This window comes from Gilliamella sp. M0320 (genome assembly GCF_016101635.1).
Taxonomy (GTDB): domain Bacteria; phylum Pseudomonadota; class Gammaproteobacteria; order Enterobacterales; family Orbaceae; genus Gilliamella; species Gilliamella apis.
The window spans coordinates 333,973-350,223 of record NZ_JACFQD010000002.1; the positions used below are offsets into that span (position 1 = coordinate 333,973).

Annotated in this window: 21 protein-coding genes, 1 tRNA gene and 2 pseudogenes; 4 read left to right on the top strand and 20 right to left on the bottom strand. The window is 34.1% G+C overall.

The window, feature by feature from the left end; all coding sequences use genetic code 11:
- Positions 1-520: 520 nt before the first annotated feature.
- The 9 genes from H3T83_RS04120 to H3T83_RS04160 form a co-directional block, all read right to left on the bottom strand.
- Positions 521-1,009, bottom strand: a complete 489-nt coding sequence (locus tag H3T83_RS04120) for a hypothetical protein (RefSeq protein WP_198215168.1) — start codon at positions 1,007-1,009, stop codon at positions 521-523.
- Between the two features lie 377 nt (positions 1,010-1,386).
- Complete coding sequence (locus tag H3T83_RS04125; protein WP_198215169.1) at positions 1,387-1,917, bottom strand: tail fiber assembly protein; 531 nt, start codon at positions 1,915-1,917, stop codon at positions 1,387-1,389.
- Between the two features lie 260 nt (positions 1,918-2,177).
- Positions 2,178-3,314: a hypothetical protein gene (locus H3T83_RS04130; RefSeq protein ID WP_198215170.1), complete on the bottom strand. Its 1,137-nt coding sequence runs from the start codon at positions 3,312-3,314 to the stop codon at positions 2,178-2,180.
- Positions 3,289-3,594 carry a phage tail protein gene (locus tag H3T83_RS04135; protein ID WP_198215171.1) on the bottom strand — a complete coding sequence of 102 codons (306 nt, stop codon included), beginning with the start codon at positions 3,592-3,594 and terminating at the stop codon, positions 3,289-3,291. The genes H3T83_RS04130 and H3T83_RS04135 overlap by 26 nt, the downstream gene beginning before the upstream one ends.
- A 3-nt stretch (positions 3,595-3,597) precedes the next feature.
- A complete protein-coding gene (locus tag H3T83_RS04140) occupies positions 3,598-4,050 on the bottom strand; it encodes a hypothetical protein (RefSeq protein WP_198215223.1) in 453 nt (150 codons plus the stop codon).
- Positions 3,983-4,864: a phage tail tape measure protein gene (locus tag H3T83_RS04145; protein ID WP_198215172.1), complete on the bottom strand. Its 882-nt coding sequence runs from the start codon at positions 4,862-4,864 to the stop codon at positions 3,983-3,985. The genes H3T83_RS04140 and H3T83_RS04145 overlap by 68 nt, the downstream gene beginning before the upstream one ends.
- Positions 4,864-6,612 (bottom strand): hypothetical protein, encoded by a 1,749-nt coding sequence (locus tag H3T83_RS04150; protein WP_198215173.1) that lies wholly within the window; start codon positions 6,610-6,612, stop codon positions 4,864-4,866. The genes H3T83_RS04145 and H3T83_RS04150 overlap by 1 nt, the downstream gene beginning before the upstream one ends.
- 90 nt (positions 6,613-6,702) lie before the next feature.
- Complete coding sequence (locus H3T83_RS04155) at positions 6,703-7,005, bottom strand: addiction module antidote protein (RefSeq protein WP_065561131.1); 303 nt, start codon at positions 7,003-7,005, stop codon at positions 6,703-6,705.
- Between the two features lie 2 nt (positions 7,006-7,007).
- Positions 7,008-7,301: a type II toxin-antitoxin system RelE/ParE family toxin gene (locus H3T83_RS04160; RefSeq protein WP_198215174.1), complete on the bottom strand. Its 294-nt coding sequence runs from the start codon at positions 7,299-7,301 to the stop codon at positions 7,008-7,010.
- 136 nt (positions 7,302-7,437) lie between these two features.
- On the opposite strand from H3T83_RS04160, the gene H3T83_RS04165 reads away from it, so the two are divergent.
- Positions 7,438-7,686, top strand: a complete 249-nt coding sequence (locus tag H3T83_RS04165) for a helix-turn-helix domain-containing protein (RefSeq protein ID WP_198215175.1) — start codon at positions 7,438-7,440, stop codon at positions 7,684-7,686.
- A gap of 485 nt (positions 7,687-8,171) precedes the next feature.
- Here H3T83_RS04165 and H3T83_RS04170 read toward each other — a convergent pair whose 3' ends face one another.
- From H3T83_RS04170 to H3T83_RS04200, 7 genes are all read right to left on the bottom strand, one after another.
- Positions 8,172-8,666: a hypothetical protein gene (locus tag H3T83_RS04170; RefSeq protein ID WP_198215176.1), complete on the bottom strand. Its 495-nt coding sequence runs from the start codon at positions 8,664-8,666 to the stop codon at positions 8,172-8,174.
- Positions 8,667-8,869: 203 nt separating this feature from the next.
- A complete protein-coding gene (locus H3T83_RS04175; RefSeq protein WP_198215177.1) occupies positions 8,870-9,433 on the bottom strand; it encodes a hypothetical protein in 564 nt (187 codons plus the stop codon).
- 173 nt (positions 9,434-9,606) lie between these two features.
- On the bottom strand, positions 9,607-10,551 hold the full coding sequence (locus H3T83_RS04180) for an IS3 family transposase (RefSeq protein ID WP_198215220.1): 945 nt from the start codon (positions 10,549-10,551) through the stop codon (positions 9,607-9,609).
- Complete coding sequence (locus H3T83_RS04185; protein ID WP_198215178.1) at positions 10,449-10,955, bottom strand: DUF5320 domain-containing protein; 507 nt, start codon at positions 10,953-10,955, stop codon at positions 10,449-10,451. The genes H3T83_RS04180 and H3T83_RS04185 overlap by 103 nt, the downstream gene beginning before the upstream one ends.
- Positions 10,942-11,475, bottom strand: a complete 534-nt coding sequence (locus H3T83_RS04190; protein WP_198215179.1) for a DEAD/DEAH box helicase family protein — start codon at positions 11,473-11,475, stop codon at positions 10,942-10,944. The genes H3T83_RS04185 and H3T83_RS04190 overlap by 14 nt, the downstream gene beginning before the upstream one ends.
- Positions 11,468-12,061 carry an HGGxSTG domain-containing protein gene (locus H3T83_RS04195; RefSeq protein WP_198215180.1) on the bottom strand — a complete coding sequence of 198 codons (594 nt, stop codon included), beginning with the start codon at positions 12,059-12,061 and terminating at the stop codon, positions 11,468-11,470. The genes H3T83_RS04190 and H3T83_RS04195 overlap by 8 nt, the downstream gene beginning before the upstream one ends.
- 209 nt (positions 12,062-12,270) lie before the next feature.
- Complete coding sequence (locus H3T83_RS04200; protein ID WP_198215181.1) at positions 12,271-12,933, bottom strand: hypothetical protein; 663 nt, start codon at positions 12,931-12,933, stop codon at positions 12,271-12,273.
- A 373-nt stretch (positions 12,934-13,306) separates the two neighbouring features.
- On the opposite strand from H3T83_RS04200, the gene H3T83_RS04205 reads away from it, so the two are divergent.
- Positions 13,307-13,543, top strand: a complete 237-nt coding sequence (locus H3T83_RS04205; protein ID WP_198215182.1) for a hypothetical protein — start codon at positions 13,307-13,309, stop codon at positions 13,541-13,543.
- Positions 13,544-13,569: 26 nt separating this feature from the next.
- Here the strand turns inward: H3T83_RS04205 and H3T83_RS04210 are convergent, their stop codons facing one another.
- A complete protein-coding gene (locus tag H3T83_RS04210; RefSeq protein ID WP_198215183.1) occupies positions 13,570-14,022 on the bottom strand; it encodes a hypothetical protein in 453 nt (150 codons plus the stop codon).
- A 7-nt stretch (positions 14,023-14,029) separates the two neighbouring features.
- On the opposite strand from H3T83_RS04210, the pseudogene H3T83_RS11510 reads away from it, so the two are divergent.
- Together H3T83_RS11510 and H3T83_RS04220 are read left to right on the top strand one after the other, a co-directional pair.
- Positions 14,030-14,233: pseudogene (locus H3T83_RS11510) on the top strand (single-stranded DNA-binding protein); the annotation flags it as partial.
- Between the two features lie 339 nt (positions 14,234-14,572).
- Positions 14,573-14,788, top strand: a complete 216-nt coding sequence (locus H3T83_RS04220) for an AlpA family transcriptional regulator (protein WP_198215184.1) — start codon at positions 14,573-14,575, stop codon at positions 14,786-14,788.
- On the opposite strand, the gene H3T83_RS11425 is transcribed toward H3T83_RS04220, so the two are convergent.
- The 3 genes and pseudogenes from H3T83_RS11425 to H3T83_RS04230 all read right to left on the bottom strand — a co-directional run bounded on the left by H3T83_RS11425 (position 14,777) and on the right by H3T83_RS04230 (position 16,182).
- Complete coding sequence (locus H3T83_RS11425; protein WP_370528003.1) at positions 14,777-15,538, bottom strand: tyrosine-type recombinase/integrase; 762 nt, start codon at positions 15,536-15,538, stop codon at positions 14,777-14,779. The genes H3T83_RS04220 and H3T83_RS11425 overlap by 12 nt on opposite strands.
- Positions 15,518-15,814: pseudogene (locus H3T83_RS11430) on the bottom strand (tyrosine-type recombinase/integrase); the annotation flags it as partial. The pseudogene H3T83_RS11430 and the gene H3T83_RS11425, both read right to left, overlap by 21 nt.
- 296 nt (positions 15,815-16,110) lie before the next feature.
- Positions 16,111-16,182 (bottom strand) — tRNA-Arg (locus tag H3T83_RS04230).
- Positions 16,183-16,251 lie beyond the last annotated feature (69 nt).

Here is a 16,251-nt window from a genome sequence, read left to right on the forward strand (position 1 = left end):
TTACTATTTTTTAAATTGCTTATAAAACCATCGAATTTTTTGTTGATCTTGAAGAGGAAATTCCCCCATTAAATAGCCTAGATATAACAAAAAGATCTCATTTCGATAGTAGATTATATTCTTATCGAAAAGAGTTAACAAAAAACACGCAAAATGTTTTAAAAACTGAATGGGCGCGGGTTAAAAAAGGCATTTAATAAAATATTAATGTAGTAAAACTTTATGGAGATTACTGCATTACTGATAAATTTTATTAGTTTGAATTTAAAAGTAAAATTGACCCCAGTAGGAATCTGAATAAAATCATACCATTTTGATTTATAAAAATTTTAAAATAACACAAAACAACATACCGTTTAAAATACCGTTAAAATAATATTTGAAGATAGATTTTATATATGTCGATTATTCTAACACTTTCGCGATCCACTTCCCAACCTTTCACTTCAAACGGCATCAATTAAGATGAAAAATATAAAAATTTACTATGAAATATATTTGTTGTTAATTTAAAAAATTATTACCAGCTACTTTTCGGCCATGTAGCCACAGCAAGGTAATGAAAGGAACCATCACCCCATTGCCCTTTGTTTTCCAGTTTAATATCAGTTGCACCAATTCTACGGAATAGGTCACATCTTTTCTTTGATAAACAAAAATTGCAAATTTTGTCAGATGTACCATTTTTGAACAAATTAAACTGTATTTGATTTACAGATGGAAGTTGTTTTTTTATTTCTTTAGCAAATTCTTTTAAAGAAAGAAAACCTCCGTCTCGCTTGTTTAGTTCAAATAAATATTTAGTATCAACTGCAAAGTGATTTAAAGTTATAATAGTCCTTTCTTCATCAATTAGTATATCCTCAAAATAACTAACGCGAATATCATTTTGGTAAAAACAAAAATTGTCGATGCAATATTTCCTAGGTTCTGAAAATATAACCTTATCGTAACTTTTTCCATAATAAAAACCATTTTTTTTGGAAAAGTAATTTTTAAAAATAGACATAAAATTCTTCTTTAAAAGGTATTGGTGAGTATATTTTAATCAAATTATTAGGCATGTATATAAAAAAATTAACATTTCGATCCACTTCCCACAATTTCACTTCAATTCACACTCCAAAAATATTAGTTTATGATGAATAAAACTAACTAATCTTACATAACATGATAACAATAAACTACACACTACCAATTTACATACGTCAGACACCGGACGATTACGAAAATGAAATCACGGGCGAATACTACATTATCAACAGCGACGACGAGCATAATTATGTATTCTATCAAACGCAGAAAACACTATACGATATCGCCGATTTTGTAATGCTACATGACGCTGTTGAATATTGTAAGTTGAAGATTGATAGTGTGTTTTGATTATTCAGGCTTATCTGGAAATACAGCATTGATATCAGACGCATCAACACGCGTTAATAAAATGCGATATTTTTTCCACGCCTTTAACTGCGCTTCTTCGTCTGCTTCTTGCATATCTAGATCAATGATATCGTGAAAAATAGCTATTTTTTCATTGGCTTCATTGATTAATGAGTTTTTTAAATTTTGATTATTTTTGATGAGATGTTCATTTTTTGCATCTTCATCTAAAACCCATTTCTTGCCGTCCCATTTACAGAATTCGAATGGCTCAAGTAATGTAAAACCCTCACGAATTTTACCGAGATAATCAACCGTGATTGATTCTTTCGTATCAATGTTATATACCGTTTTGTTTCTGTTATCTTCGATTAAAATCCAAGCGCCATTTTGCTCGCATGGCCAATAGCCGTCCCTGAATTCGGGAGCGATACGCAACGCATTATCTGGCGGTAATGTGTCATTATTTGCCTCAAGTTGATGTGTGAATGGTTTTAGTGCATTTGTATTGTCAAAATAATAATTAATCATATTAAACTCCCAAATATATAGTTGGTGTTAGTCCAATGTTGATGGGCCTATTTTCATTAGCTGTCAGTGTAAACTGCGCCGCATTAAATATCACAGTTTGTTCTGGATAATCAGAATCTGGTTCGTTGCACGTGACGGGATAATATCTGTTATTCAACCCCACCCCACCATTATTTAAATGTTTTTTAAATACCCCGTTCGGTTCCGTGTATCGCCAGTGAAACAAATGATGTAGTTCACCATAGATGTTTCGAATTGCGTCATCCTCTGCCATCCGGGGCGAACGCGGACGGTACGTTAATATATTGTCTGCCATTTATTCCTTTTATTGTTATTTGATGATCACGTTTATAATTATCTGATAATCGATTTAAAGCCTGTCCCTGCGGTGAATCTAATAGAAAATTATCACCGTTGCGAAAATACCATCCGAACGGTAATTCATCACGCCGAAACGGCATCAATCTAAAATCACCAAGTTTTGTTTTTATTAATTCAATTTTATTATTAACATCTGTTAAATCGGTAATTACAGATTTACCACCAACTGTTGGTATTTTTTTGAAGTCAACATTATCATCTACCGAATAAGTTGAAATCTCATTATCAGCAATTTTAACGACAGGTAATGCGCCAACGGTATCAGCATCAGGTTTATTATTCGGCGAGTAAACACGTTTGCCATCTTCAGTTAAAGCCTTAACATCTAATGAACCATTAATTAACTGGCTTTCTTCACCTGTTTTTTTGATAAAACTTGTAGTGTCAACTGATAGCGCAGCATTTTTAGCATCCTCTGCTGATTTAGCCGCATTTGCGCTATTACTAGATTGTTGAGCTGAGTTATGTGACGCTGTAGCTGATGAACTCGCACTATCTGCATATGATTTTGCTGAATCTGAATGTGATTTTGCTGATGTGTTAGCATCGTTTGCTGTTACAGCAGATTTACTCGCAGATTGAGAAAAATCTTTGGATTGTTCAACTAGCTGTATTAACTCTTTTTGTATTGAATATTGAGATTTTATTGTGACAACTCGCCCATCTGGAGCTGTAACAGTAACTTCCCCTTCTCCTGTTAATGCTGTCTGCCAGCCTTCCATTTGTTGCTGATAGTAATTGAGCATTTCAGATACACGTAATGCTAAAGCTTCTATAGAAACTTTGGGGGAAGTCGGTATTTCGTACGAGACACCCGTCTTACTTGCTCCTGTATACTCTTTTGCTAGTGTTAGCTGCGTATCTGACTGAACAGATGCAATCTCATAAATTTCTATTGTATTTGATGTTTGTAACATCAACATTTGTCCAGAACAAATACCTATTAATGGATTAGTCCATTTAGTGTTAACCCCAGTTACTATTTTGCTGTTATTGGTTACGTTTACCGCCAACAAATTCAGATTCGATTGATTTATTGACAACTCGATACAGTTTTTCTTCACCGTATGGGTTTATCCACTTAAAAGAGTTGATAATGTGAGAATTTAAAAAGGCTCTAACTTTCGCTATCTCTTCTTTTTCGCCCGTATATGTTAATTCCCATGTTTCACTATTATTGTTAATACCGTTACTGGATAACTGAGTATAACCATCACCGAATTTAGCTTCATTAACATTAGTTGAATCGGTACACTTCGGAGTACCCATAGTGCGCCATATGAATGTATCCCCCATAATTTACCTATTATTTAATAAGTTATATAAATTTCCACCAGGCGAAGCTGATTTTTCAAACATGACATTCATGTCCTCTTGAACAATAGCTTTTACCTGTTGCCTTAGAGATGCCACATTGATATCTGCCTTGTTGGCTTGTGAATCGCTATTAGACTGCATATTAATCGCAACGTTTGTAGTCACATTAATGGCGCTTGATGAATTGTTCGACTTTTTAGTAAAAGCCACTGGCGTTGCTGGGCTAAGATTGACGCCCCCACCGTTAGCGTAACCGTGTTGAGCCTCTCTCATTAGTGCATATAAATTTGCTACGCCCAGCCGTTTAGTTGCTTCTTTTGTAAAAACGAATTCGCCTTTATGCTCGATGCCTGCTGGTTGATATTTGTTACCAATTCCAGTAAACCCACCAGGTTCGGTCGCTATAGCCGACGCCCCCACCGTTAGCATAACCATAAATTAATCCACCAGTATAAGCCTGCTGATATCCACCTGTAGCAGCTCCAGCTCCAGCTCCAGCTCTACCGCCTCCTGAGCCACCGCCCATCCAACCCATTGCGGATTGAATTGCCTGTGCAACTAACAATTTATTAATAATTTCAATAATGTTAGTTAGAATTGACTTAGTTAATGATTTAAAATCCATTTTCCCAGTTGTTACTAAATCCGTTAGCGCATGACTAACAGAGTTCATAGCGTTTCCTGCAACATCGCGGAATCCCTTGAATACATTTTGCCCGTCTTCCGCGAATTCACACAGACCAACTTTCATGCCAGTAATCCAATCACCTTGATTTTGGTCTTCCTGCCGCCAACTTTGTTGTAGAGCCTCTTTTGCCTTGTTGTATTCTTCAGTAACCTTGGCTATCTCATTAGGATTACCAGTTCCTTTCAATGCAATATCACGTTGAGCATTTAACTCTGACATCTCATTGTAACGACCTGCGTTTTTAGAAGTCATTCCAAACGTGGCTTGCTCTGCTTGAGATTTTGCAACCAAGTTGGTAGAGTACTCTTGCATTTTACGAAGCGCTTTTGTTGCTGTTTCGTATTGTGCAATCTCTTCTCTTAAAGCCGCATTTTTTGCCTGTTGAGCTAATAACGCCTCTTTGTGACCTAAAATATATTTTTCCTGTGCAGTAAGTTTGCTTTTATCGGTTTTGCTCTCCAGCACCTCGATTTGCGCTTGTAAGTCAAAGTATTTCTTACGCTCAGATGTAATCGTGTTGACTGTTAATGATTGTTCACGCAAGGATTTTAGTTGATTCATCAAGCTAATTTCTTGCTGTCTTGATGATTGAAGCATGTCTGTAATGATGTTCTGCTACCGCCTTTATCGCTGTGTTTCTTCCTAATCTCCGCTGCGACTCTGTCTATCTCATCTTTTGTAACTGACCCTGGTTTTATTTCATTAGATCTTTTTGCGTCTGCTTCCATTTTCGCAATTTCAGCTTTTATCCGCTGTTCTCGAGTCATAGACATTAGACGATATTGATAGAATGGGCTTTTTGTTGGGTCGATTTTTTCGTCCAAATTTTTTGATTCACTTAAGCGCCTAACCTCGCCTGCTGCTTCATTTGCTTTATTTGCAACCTCTTTCAGTTTGCGAATAAGCGTATCTAGACCGTCTGAAGGGTTATTTGTAGTGTTGTACAACGTGCTTAATTCATTAATAAGTTTATTGATTTTTTCTGTCGCTTCTATTGAATCAGTTTCAGCTCTTATCTCAGACATCATCTCAAGAATACTTTGAGCTTGCTCTTTAGTTGTATCGAAGTCAATCGCATAGTTATTTATTTTTGCTTTTATGTCAGCAACGCTTTTTACGGTAAGAGCATCTGTAGACTCAAGCATAGAATTTAAATCTTTTCCAGTTGATTTGATATATTGAATAGTTGCCAAAACATCATTTAACCCAGTTTTTTCTTTAAGCGAGCCCAGTTTCATTGCGCTTTCAAAGCCTGCGTGCTCAATTCCCTTTAATCCATCTTGCAGCTCTTTTTTCGCACTTGATACTAGTGTTTTCAGGTCTTTTTCACTTGACTTGATTTCTGCTTTAGCGAGTTCACGATTTTTTTTCAGCAATTTCATCATGTCGTCAGACAGAAAAAATTTTCCAGTTTGCTGATCTTTTGAAAAAACAGTATTCAAGTGTTCCTGAGCGGCTGCTAATTTCTCTGTCGCATTCTCAGCTTCAAACAATTTTGGTATCATGCTACCGAGCAATCCGACCATTGCTGAAATACCGATATTAAGTGGATTTAACGATGTTAAGAGCGTACTAAAAGTATTACCGACACCATTTTTCATGATCATCGACATACCAGAATTTCGTAATCCTGAAAAATTACCACTTAATAGTTGTGTCTGCATAATAGCGGCTTGATGCGTTGCCGCTCTTGTTGTATTTTCGTAATTTTTAGTAGCAGTAGAAGCTTGTGCAATTTTTTTAATATAGATATCAGCAGAAGAACTAACACCGAGTTGCGCCGCTTGATAACTTAGTAATTGTTCTTTTGTTAAATTTTGAGTAGCTAATTGCGCTTTTAGTTTATTGATAAAATCAACTTTTGCTTTAGTTGCTAATGTCTCCGCGATTGTTACTTCTTTTTGTTTTACTGCAACATCAGGTAGCAATTGATTATAATTGTTGATATCAATAGCACCAGATTTATACGATTCTTTTAATTGACCAGTGATTTTTTCAAGTTCTTTTGATGCAGTACTGACATTTTTTAATCCATCAATTTGGTTTCTGAATGATGTATAAAGTTTGTCACCAGATTCAACAAGTTGTTTTCTCGCAGCAACAAGCTTTCGTTCCTGTTCTGCCGCAACACGTGTAGCTTTTGCATTTTTAACTGCATTCTGATAAACACGCTCAAAATCTTTTAACTCTTCATCAGTAGCTGATGCTGCGTCTTCTGCTTTTTTACTGAATGCATCTAATTTTTTGTTTGCTTCATTAACGCTTTGTGTATTGATTTCAAGTGTAAGTGATGTAATCGCCTCTGCCATTTATTTTCTCCAGACATAAAAAAAGCCCGCAATAGCGAGCTTTAGGTTTGATTTTATTTTGTATATCTACATTAGATTTTCCATACTCAGTTAACAACAATCAGCATGTTTTTGTGAGGAAAACTGCATTTGCAAACCTAATGCTTGAACAATTTTAAAGATTGTATTAAAAGTGGGGTTCCCCTCACCTGATAACGCTTTATAAATACCCTCACGACTTATACCTGTATCACGTGAAAGCTGACTGATGTTTTTAGCTCTAGCTATATCACCAAGTGCAATAAATAAAAATTTAGGGTCTCCTTCTTCTATTGCGGCATTTAAATATTCTTGCATTTCTTCATCAGTATTTAAAAAATCAACCACATCAAAAGTTTTTAGTTTTGTAGTCATAATTAACCCCATTTATTTGCTAATTCTTTAGCAATTTTAATATCTGTTTGTTGTGTATCCTTGTCACCGCCACACAATAAAATAACAATTTCAGAATTGCGGTTAACAAAATAAACCCTATACCCTTTTCCACAGTGAATACGCATTTCTGATACACCGCTGCCTACAGGCTTAACATCACCAAAATTACCTTCTTGCATGCGACGAATTCGAACTTTAATTTTAGCTGCTGCAGTTTTATCTTTAAGCGACTTCAACCATTTTTCCATTTGCTGTGTATAACTTACAGTAATCATGCTTTATTCCTGTTTTAATTTAAAACTATTATATCTTACACTGTTAGAATGTCAACTATGGTTATCAATTATAATTATTTGTATTTTTACTAAAACTTATATAATGCTTATATTGAGGTTAATCATAAAAATAATAATGAATAAAACAATCGATGTTGAAACAGGTGTACCAAACGAAGTTGTTAATATGGTTTTTGATAATAACTATTCTCCTGCACAAGCATGGCGTGAGTATTTAAAGTTATCTCAAGTTGAAGTTGCGAATAAAATAGGTATTAGCCAATCAGCTTATTCTCAATATGAAAAAAGCCAAAAGTTAAGAAAAGCAACACGGATTAAAATTGTCGAAGCGCTACAAATCAAGCCTGAACCGTTAGATTTTTAATAAAAAACCCGCCGAAGCGGGTTAGGATCTAATAATATTTGATCTAAAATTAACTTATTAATGAATAACGATTTTAAATTTAAAGCATTTATATAGTTATAATAAAGTTGTTATTAATCATTACATTAAAAACTTGATCTATATTTGATTGATCAATAGTTTTCACGATAATAACCACCCGCAGGTGGTTTGCATCTAGAATACATTAACGGTTTGGACGAGAACGGAAGTGTGAACAAACATATTCCCAACCACCATTACGAAAGCGGTAATATGCATTAACGAACACATCCTTAATTGAATCTATTGGATATTTCATCCTCAATCCTCCTAAATGACGTTAGTTAACTAACACTTGCCAATTCAGGGAAAGTAGGATACTATGAATTGCGGATTCGTAGAGATCTTACTTCTATATAGCGGTTAGCGTCTCTATATATTAGGCATGTTATAGCATGCCGACCCTTAAGGCTCTTAATTGAGCCTTAACTCTTTATAACAGCATAAGATTTAATAATTCTCGCAATTTTATCCGCCTCTTCTTCTGTTAAATCTAATGGTAAATTACTAATATTTAAAATTAACCCTTCTCTAATTGGAATTGGCAAAACAAATGTTTTTGTTGGTTCAGGTACTGTTTTTTCAACCATTTCTCTCATAGGTTTTCTTACCGCTTTTATACCGCCTCTAACAACATGTACTTTCTCACCATTTAAGTATTGAATAAAATACCTTAAGCCGCTATTCATTCTACCTACATAGGTTTTTTTCGCTTTTTCACTAATATTAGATTCAGCATATTCACGAGCAACTATCTTTTCAAAATCAACATTTCTTATATCAGTTGAAAGCTCTAAACCACTATCACGATTATCGAGTAATCTTTTAGCGGTCAGAGTTATATTTCTTGAAGTCTCTGGATTGATATATTTGTCTAACTCATCTAAAAACACAAGAAAATTACTTATTGAATAATCCATAAACACCTCTTAGAAAAAAATCATCTGGTTCATTATTGATCGATACGTCTTCCGTGTCAACACTGAAGACACAAAAATGATCAAAAACCAAATTCAATTGATTTTACAATTAATTCCGTGTCTCAGTGAATCAGATGTTATAAATATTGAACCATGAATGAATCCATTATTATATAATAAATCTCAGTTTCTTAATTAAGAATTCAATTTTCATTGAATAGATTTATTACGTCAGGTGCTGACCTTATATAAAACGAAAATATTGATAAAGAAAAGACAAGTAAAGTTACAAGAAATACAATAATAAAAAATACGAAGACTCCAAAGCCTCTTATTTTTGCTCCATTGTTGATTAACTTAAAAAGTAAAGCTAACGTAGGAATATACCCTATTATAAAAGATATATTCCAAATAATATTATAAAAAATATTGTCTTTTAAACCATCTTGCTTAAGCAAAAAAAACAAAGCTGCAGACATCGTTAATGTAAAAAAAACTACACAAGCATTTATATCCCTAACATACGTCAATAATACAGTGAAAACTTTGTCTTCATTAAATTCTGATTTATCAATACTTTTAGGCTCTGAGCTAACTTTTTCAGCATAAAGTTTCAAGTTCGAAGACATCTTCTCCAATCTATTACCAAGCTTCTTCATTAATTCATAGGTCTTATTTATTTTAGAAAAAGTTATGAAAATGAGAACGAAAACTAAAGTTATAACTAAAACCGCTATCAGAATAATCATCCAAATTGGAATAAACATATAACCAAACTACCTCTATTAATTAATAAAAGAGTTAATAGTTTGTTTATTAATAATACAAAAATCAAATGTAAATAGATTAAATAACGTCCGCTGGATTATTTTTTATCCAAAAAAAAACAAAAAGAGTTATATAGACATTTGAAGTGACCCCATAAAGTTGGACACTTTTATTAAGCGGCTTGTAAAGCCTGATTTCGATATTCAACCGGAGTCAGGCCTTTTAATTTGGCTTTAATCCGTTTGGTGTTGTAGTATTCTATATATTCTTCTATTTTTTCAATCAATTCATCTGCATCTTCAAAGCATTGTCCATGATACATTTCTGATTTTAATAGACCAAAAAAGTTTTCAGCTACCGCATTATCTAAACAATTTCCTTTTCTGGACATACTTTGTTTGATGCCATTATTAGCTAGTAGCTTCTGATAATGATGATTTCTATATTGCCAGCCTTGGTCACTATGTAGTAACGGTTTTTCATACTGTTTTAATCGTGATATCCCTTTTTGAAGCATATCTGTCACCAAGGTCAAACGTACATTTTTAGCCACTTTATAAGCTATTACTTCTTGATTATATAAATCGATAATGGGCGATAGGTAAATTTTCTGTTCATTTACCTTAAATTCTGTGACATCCGTTACCCATTTTTCATTTGGTCTCGATGATTCAAAATCTCTTTTAAGATAATTAGCTACTGTTTTACCTGTCTCTCCACGATAAGAACGATATTTTTTAGGTCTTACTGTCGATTTGAGATTAAGCTGACCCATTAAGCGTTGTACCGTTTTATGATTGAGCTTAATGCCTTCATTTATCAACGTTAAATGAATTCGCCGATAACCATAACGCCCTTTATGTTCATGGTAAACCGATTCTATACGTTTTAACTCATTTTCATAAGCAGACGGGGTTTTCAACCTATTAACATGATAATAAAAAACACTTTTTGCCAGTTTTGTTGCTGATAGCAAATGTTTTAAGGAATACTGATATTTAAGAGCTAAAACAACTAACGTTTTTTCTTTGTTTGTTGTCGTTTTGCTTGCTTTAGCTCTTCTAACTTTTTTAGAACAGCATTTTCTGCTCGTAGATAAGCAATTTCCTCTTTTAATTCTTCAATTGTTTTTTCATCATCACTGTGAGTGGGTTCAATACGGGGTTGCTTCATACAGGGTCTTCCTCTGGAACGATATTCAAGCCCTCGGAAACCTTTTTTATGATATCTATCAAGCCAAACAAATAGAAGACCGGGGAAGCTTAAATTAAGCATAGCACTAGTGTGCCCGAGAGACCAATTATTTGTCCACATTAATTTTAATGCTTGTAATCTTGCTTCGGCATGACGTAAATGAGGTGTTGGTTGAAAGGCGTTACCACCATGAATCGCAACCACTTGGGACAAATACCGAATCTGACGAGCAGATATCGCATATTTTTTTGAAAGAATTTTCGATGATTCTCCTGATAAGAATTCATTAGCTATGATAATTTTTAATTCTCGACTATATTTTGACATAAAAAGACCCCCTGTAATTGGTTGTCCAACTATTGGGGGTCACTTCACTGGGTGTAGTGTATGCGCTAACTCTATTGAATGGTTTCAAAATACCTTTAGGCTTTTGTCTGTTACGAGCAATTATTTTAACCCAAGCCTCGTGTGCTTTTATTTTTTTTAGCGTATCTATTTCATCAACATGAGCCCTATACGACTCATAACCAATAATACGGGATGGATTATCAAGCGTTCTCAAAACAAAATCACCAATCCCGCCCGATGATGTGTAGATGATATTTTCAGATTTGTTGTATTTATACCTGATGCCGTATTCATTAAGTTTATCCTCCATTCGAGGAGCCAATATCAACCTAATCAGATCATATGTTGGCTCGTACAACGCTATCAAAGCATCACTAGAACTTCTCGCATCTCGAAAAGCCGAGATTGCAAGAGTTTCTGTTTTACCTGTACCAAAACCGCCAACAAAAGCGGGATACTTACAGCTAAGATTAAAAAACTCAGCTTGCAGCTCAGTCATTGTGATTTGTATTTTTCGCCCTGACAATGACAACCTCCATTTCAGTGATTGGATCATCCTTAGAAACGTTTCTGATTGCTTCTGAAAGCTCTTTATTTTCAAGTTGCTTTCTCTCAACTTCTAACGACATTTGAACAAGAGAAGCTCTTCTCATTTCTAGCGATTCAATTCTCGCAGTGAGCCTATCAATAATTGTTCCGTAATCCCTGCGCTTAAATTGTTTTACCTTAACAATTTCTTCGTTATCAAGGATTCCGCTAATTATTGCCGGTGATTCAGAATAAGAATCAAGCTCAAGCTGTTCTATTTGTTCCTGCTGTTCAGCTTCGGCTTTTAACGCTCTCATTAACCGAATTTTAGTCAATCTAAGCTCATCATCAAGCGAACCCAGCTCAAGCTCTGCCGATATTTGCTTTTCTTCTGCCGTGAAGAATTGAGAATAAATACCACCGGCTTTTAAGTTATATTGATTGCCTTTTGGTGCGCCAGTTGATTTACCACCATGTAATTTGCATCGAGTTTTACCAATAAGCGCATTTTTTTTGCATGTCCCGCCGTTGCGGGTTTTTGCCCCGCACAGTGACATAAAAAATCCTCTTTCATGGGGTTGAATTTAAAAATGATTATTTTCTCTTAGTTGCTGACATTTGCGCTTTTCTTACTGATGCTGACATTAAGTTGTCATAATCATCCCAAGTTTTCGCATATTTTCTCATTACATACCTCCAAATTTCAGGCACAAAAAAACCGCCGAAGCGGTTTTAAATAACAAATTGATACTAACAAATATTTTTATTATATATCCCAAATATATTCCAATGGAATCTTGTAACAAATATTTTCAAGATACTCAGGCGGATAATTAAGTCCTTCTACACTTTCTCCTCTATAATTGGGAATGTTAGAATGGAAAAATGGGATCACTAGTTTATCATTACTTCCTCTATCAATATTATGAAGCATTTCAAAATTATTTTGATTTTGATATCTAAAAAGCTCTGAAGTAATGTTTGCACCATATGTGTTTTTTATTACTACATAAGCGTGTTTTTCATCATATTTATCAATATGAACATTATTTAACATTATTGCACTTGAAGGAGAATCTATCTTATTTACGCACAACGTACATAATATATTGCTATTTTTTTTATTTAATTTTTGAAAAATATCAGATTGATTAATACCCTTTTTTTTAAAAAAATAAAGTCGTTGACACCAAAGTCTTGAGTCAGAATTGAGGCCCCACTGGAATAAATAGAAATCTAAACATTTCTCTATAAATGTAGATTTTGAAATATCAAAATGCTCACAAAACTCATTTATAGCATTTAATTTAATATTCGGTATAGTTATTTTTAGAGACTGACGCCTACCACCATCCCCCAAATAGTCATCAATAGGTTTAGGTTCTGTACTTGAAGCTAGAGCTTTATCTTGAGTTTGTTTATCATTCATATACAATTCCTTGAATTAAGATTAATCGCAAATACGCACTTAACAGCAAGAACATCTAAGTTCAATAAGATACTTTTAAGTACTCCAGTGAACTTTATTGTTACACTTATGAATTGTTTGTCAACCTCTTATTTAAATAATATTAGCTCTCTATTCACCAAACCAATGGGCCACATAATCTTATTTATTGTATGAGTGAGAGATTAAATAATTATTTCTATGTCAACTGCTATATATATTTTTTTGTGAAAAAGATTGCAAATACAACTTATTTTTAATACATCCAGCTAAAATCATCACACCAGATATTATTTAATCCTATGAAGCATCCACACAAATAAATACTTCATTAACTAAACTAAGAGGTAAAAATATGAGTAAATCAGATAAGTCATTTATTGATTCAACATCCAATAAAGACCACGAATTAAAAACAGTCTTAAGGCATTTTAAACTTAGCACATCAGAAAAAAATAAAGAAAAATTAAAAGGAGATATTGAAAGTTATCGAAGTAAAAAAGGTGCCAACATTAAAAGAGATGATTTTTACAAGCATTTTGAAAGCATCAAACACAATTATGCTAAACCCAAACAACACACTAAAAGTTAATAGACCATAGCCAAATCAATGTGCGTTTAATCATCAGTTAAATGCACATTACTAATTTCCCTTATCGCCCTTTTATCTGCATTGCACTTTTCTATAACATTTAGCAAATGCTCGTTATATCTGAGACTATAGCCAAACGTCATTGATTGAGGCGGTAAATTTGGCAGGCAATCACTTAGCAGGTTTGCTGGTATCGGTTGATTGACGTAAATTTTTCGCTCGGTTGTACAGGCTACCAGAGATAGGCATAGGCACAAACTGATTAGCACAATCATTATCTTTGAGTTGTTCATGATTTGCTCCTGACGTGAAATAGATTGATTTTCTAGCTCTCGTTTTGATTGCTCGTTATCTGCAATAATTTGGTTGTTTTTCTCGATAGCTTGCTGTAGCTGTTCGATTTTCTCAGATAGTTCAGATTTTTCTTTTTTGAGCTGTTTTCTAGCTTGATAATTGCTGTAACCGAAATAACTAATCAATACAAAAATAGCAGAATTTCAATTACCAGTTAAACAAGGTTACGGCGAACATCAAAAAACATCGTGGGTTAAGTGCGTACTCTGGGGAAAGGTAGCTGAAGCATATGCACCCAATATCAAAAAAGGTGATTTACTAGTTGTTAGTGGTGAGTTTTATGTCGAAGAATGGCAAAAAGATGGTGCAACATTCATAAGACCATGTTTGCGAGTATCTCAAATTCAATTGACTAAAAAGCAGGATGAGCAACAACCACAATCTAAATCGCAAGCACCAGCTCAGCAAAATGAGTTTATAGATGATGAAATTCCTTTTTAATCAATTAGTTACAATATTATCCACAAAATCTGTTAATAACTCACAGAACAACCACCCTATTCTATTAATTTATTACAAATATCTGCGCTGATTATTTAGCGTGCGATAACTATTATCTAAAGGAAACAATAATGACAACACACGAACTAAAAATTAAATCAGAGCATTTTAATACAGAAAATTACTTAGTGTTATTTGTTGATGAGAGATGAGAAGAAATTTTAGGAGTAAATAATGGTAAATAATTTAACAATTGAAGACCCAAGATACAGTAAATCACAGGTTTGCGACTACATGGGCGGATTGGACCAAACCACGTTAGACAAATGGGTGGCGAAGGAAAAATTCCCAAAACCCGATTTATATTTAGGTAGACATCCGCGTTGGAAGCTGTCTACAATCAACGCTTATCTTGCCCAAAAAGAACAAGAATACCGATCATGCGGTTAAGCTATCTATATAGTCAGCATACCATTTCATCATCTCACGACGTCCCTCCAAATATTGTGCGTGATTGTAAATACCACGCACATTCCCTTCTTCGTGATTTAATTGTTTTTCTATCCAGTCACGATTAAAACCATGCTCATTTAATACACTTGAAAACTGATGCCTAAAGCCGTGCCCAGTTGCACGGTTAGCAAATCCCAATCGTTTTATTAAACCTAAGATAGCGCCGTTAGACATGTGTTTTGAACTGCTATTTCTACCAGAAAAAACATATTCTCCCCGCCCTGTAATTGGTTGTAAAAATTTCAAAATATTAATAGCTTGATTAGATAGCGGAACTACGTGAACCCTTGATTTTTTCATGGATTCTTTTGGTAGTATTATGTATCGTTTATCTAGGTCTACATATTCCCATTTACAGCTTAATAATTCCATGGTCCTGACAGCAGTCAATATTAATAATTCTGTAGCATAACGAACTAAAATGTTACCCGAATACGATTGTAACGATTTCATAAATTCGCGCATATCATCTTCCATTAAAAACGCATAGTTTTCTGGTGTATGTGTGACCATGGCTTTAGCTAATTCACGTGCCGGATTGTTTTCTGCTCTTTCGGTAATAATTGCATATTGGAAAACCTCGGTACAATGTTGACGCATTTTTTTTGCAATTTCCAAGGCACCTCTATTTTCTATTTGTTTTAAACAGTTTAGCATTTCAAGTGGCTTGATTTGCGCGATATCCATATTGCCCACAAACGGGAATATATCTTTTTCAAAATACCGAATAATCATTTCTCTGGTATTGATAGACCAATCTCGTTTTTTTGTATCAAACCATTCAAGGGTTATTTTTTTAAAAGTATTTCCTTGCGCGATATTAGCAAGTAAAGTTTTTCTTTTTCGCTCAACGGCAGGATCTTTGCCGTAAGCAAGCATCTGCCGAGCTAATTCTTTTTCGTTGCGTGCATCAGATAAACTAATATACGGATACTTACCGATCGTTAGCGTTTTTCTTTTGCCGTTGAACTGATAATCCTAGCGCCAAGATTTAGTTCCTGTAGGTGTGATGTATAGATATAGGCTTTCAAAGTCTGGCAACTTGTACGGTTTTTCTTTTGGTTTTGTTGATTCAATGGCTTTTACAGTTAGCATAATTACGGTATATTTACGGTATTAAAATATACCGTAAATATACCGTTTAAATGTTTGCGTTGTCAATCGTTTAGAATCGTGTTTAGTCGTGTCGAAATGCCTTAAAACACTGTTAAAATAAAGCTTGAATCGTAGAGTGTCGTTTTAAATCTTATTCGTTAATTTGACCCCAGTAGGAATCGAACCTACAACTAGCCCTTAGGAGGGGCTTGTTATATCCATTTAACTATGAGGTCATCAAAGGCGTTTATTCTAATAAATTTATCAATGCAATATCAATCAAATAATGAAAAATTTTCTATTTT

Coding starts and splice junctions, on each gene's coding strand:
- H3T83_RS04220 (WP_198215184.1), top strand. CDS start 14,573: ATGGTAAATAATTTAACAATTGAAGACCCAAGATACAGTAAATCACAG.
- H3T83_RS04160 (WP_198215174.1), bottom strand. CDS start 7,301: ATGATTACTGTAAGTTATACACAGCAAATGGAAAAATGGTTGAAGTCG.
- H3T83_RS04155 (WP_065561131.1), bottom strand. CDS start 7,005: ATGACTACAAAACTAAAAACTTTTGATGTGGTTGATTTTTTAAATACT.
- H3T83_RS04145 (WP_198215172.1), bottom strand. CDS start 4,864: ATGAATCAACTAAAATCCTTGCGTGAACAATCATTAACAGTCAACACG.
- H3T83_RS04165 (WP_198215175.1), top strand. CDS start 7,438: ATGAATAAAACAATCGATGTTGAAACAGGTGTACCAAACGAAGTTGTT.
- H3T83_RS04205 (WP_198215182.1), top strand. CDS start 13,307: ATGAGTAAATCAGATAAGTCATTTATTGATTCAACATCCAATAAAGAC.
- H3T83_RS04185 (WP_198215178.1), bottom strand. CDS start 10,955: ATGTCAAAATATAGTCGAGAATTAAAAATTATCATAGCTAATGAATTC.
- H3T83_RS04135 (WP_198215171.1), bottom strand. CDS start 3,594: ATGGGGGATACATTCATATGGCGCACTATGGGTACTCCGAAGTGTACC.
- H3T83_RS04150 (WP_198215173.1), bottom strand. CDS start 6,612: ATGGCAGAGGCGATTACATCACTTACACTTGAAATCAATACACAAAGC.
- H3T83_RS04125 (WP_198215169.1), bottom strand. CDS start 1,917: ATGATTAATTATTATTTTGACAATACAAATGCACTAAAACCATTCACA.
- H3T83_RS04140 (WP_198215223.1), bottom strand. CDS start 4,050: ATGGTTATGCTAACGGTGGGGGCGTCGGCTATAGCGACCGAACCTGGT.
- H3T83_RS11425 (WP_370528003.1), bottom strand. CDS start 15,538: ATGGATATCGCGCAAATCAAGCCACTTGAAATGCTAAACTGTTTAAAA.
- H3T83_RS04120 (WP_198215168.1), bottom strand. CDS start 1,009: ATGTCTATTTTTAAAAATTACTTTTCCAAAAAAAATGGTTTTTATTAT.
- H3T83_RS04195 (WP_198215180.1), bottom strand. CDS start 12,061: ATGTCACTGTGCGGGGCAAAAACCCGCAACGGCGGGACATGCAAAAAA.
- H3T83_RS04170 (WP_198215176.1), bottom strand. CDS start 8,666: ATGGATTATTCAATAAGTAATTTTCTTGTGTTTTTAGATGAGTTAGAC.
- H3T83_RS04190 (WP_198215179.1), bottom strand. CDS start 11,475: ATGACTGAGCTGCAAGCTGAGTTTTTTAATCTTAGCTGTAAGTATCCC.
- H3T83_RS04200 (WP_198215181.1), bottom strand. CDS start 12,933: ATGAATGATAAACAAACTCAAGATAAAGCTCTAGCTTCAAGTACAGAA.
- H3T83_RS04175 (WP_198215177.1), bottom strand. CDS start 9,433: ATGTTTATTCCAATTTGGATGATTATTCTGATAGCGGTTTTAGTTATA.